The organism is Vibrio sp. 2132-1 (assembly GCF_033344315.1).
In genome coordinates this window covers 1-741 of sequence record NZ_JAWPON010000279.1, presented here as the reverse complement: position 1 = coordinate 741, position 741 = coordinate 1, and the positions used below count along the sequence as shown (strand labels likewise).

1 pseudogene is annotated in these 741 nt (G+C 48.9%); it reads right to left on the bottom strand.

Annotation, left to right across the window (positions count from 1 at the left end):
- Nucleotides 1-741, bottom strand: a pseudogene (locus R8N47_RS24920) (bifunctional glutamine synthetase adenylyltransferase/deadenyltransferase); the annotation flags it as partial.

Genomic DNA, 741 nt, shown 5'->3' with positions numbered 1-741 from the left:
TTCGATGAGCAGCTCCCACGACTCTAGCTGCATCGCAGTTGCCAGTTTTAAACGCTCAATGTCGCAATCGGGCAGCGTTTGAGTCTGCTTGTCTGCCATTGCTTGCAGTAGATTTTCTAGCTGGCGTAAATATTTATATGCTGCTTCCAGATTGCTGACTTCTTGCGGGGTTAACAATGCAAGCTCTTCAATACCATTTAAGGTTTCGAGCAAGCCACGATTGCGCAAAGATGGCTCTCGCCCGCCACGAATCAGTTGGAAAACTTGCGCGATAAACTCAATTTCTCGAATACCACCAGCGCCCAGCTTGATGTTGTTGGTTAAACCGCGACGTCGCACTTCACTGCTGATCATTGATTTCATGCGGCGCAACGACTGAATCGCACTAAAGTCGATGTAACGACGGAACACAAACGGACGCAACATTTTGCGTAGCTCTTGATATTGCGGATACATTTCGCATCCCATCACGCGCGCTTTGATCATCGCGTAACGTTCCCAGTCTCGTCCTTGCTCTTGGTAGTAATCTTCCAACGCAGCATAGCTCATTACCAACGGGCCGCTTTCTCCAAATGGACGCAACCGCATGTCGACGCGATAACAAAAACCATCAAACGTCTGTTGATCGAGTGCTTTGATGATCCGCTGACCAAGACGAGTAAAGAACTGCGCGTTAGCAATACTGCGGCGGGCACCTTGGGTTTCGCCGTTTTCAGGGTAAGTAAAAATCAGGTCGATATC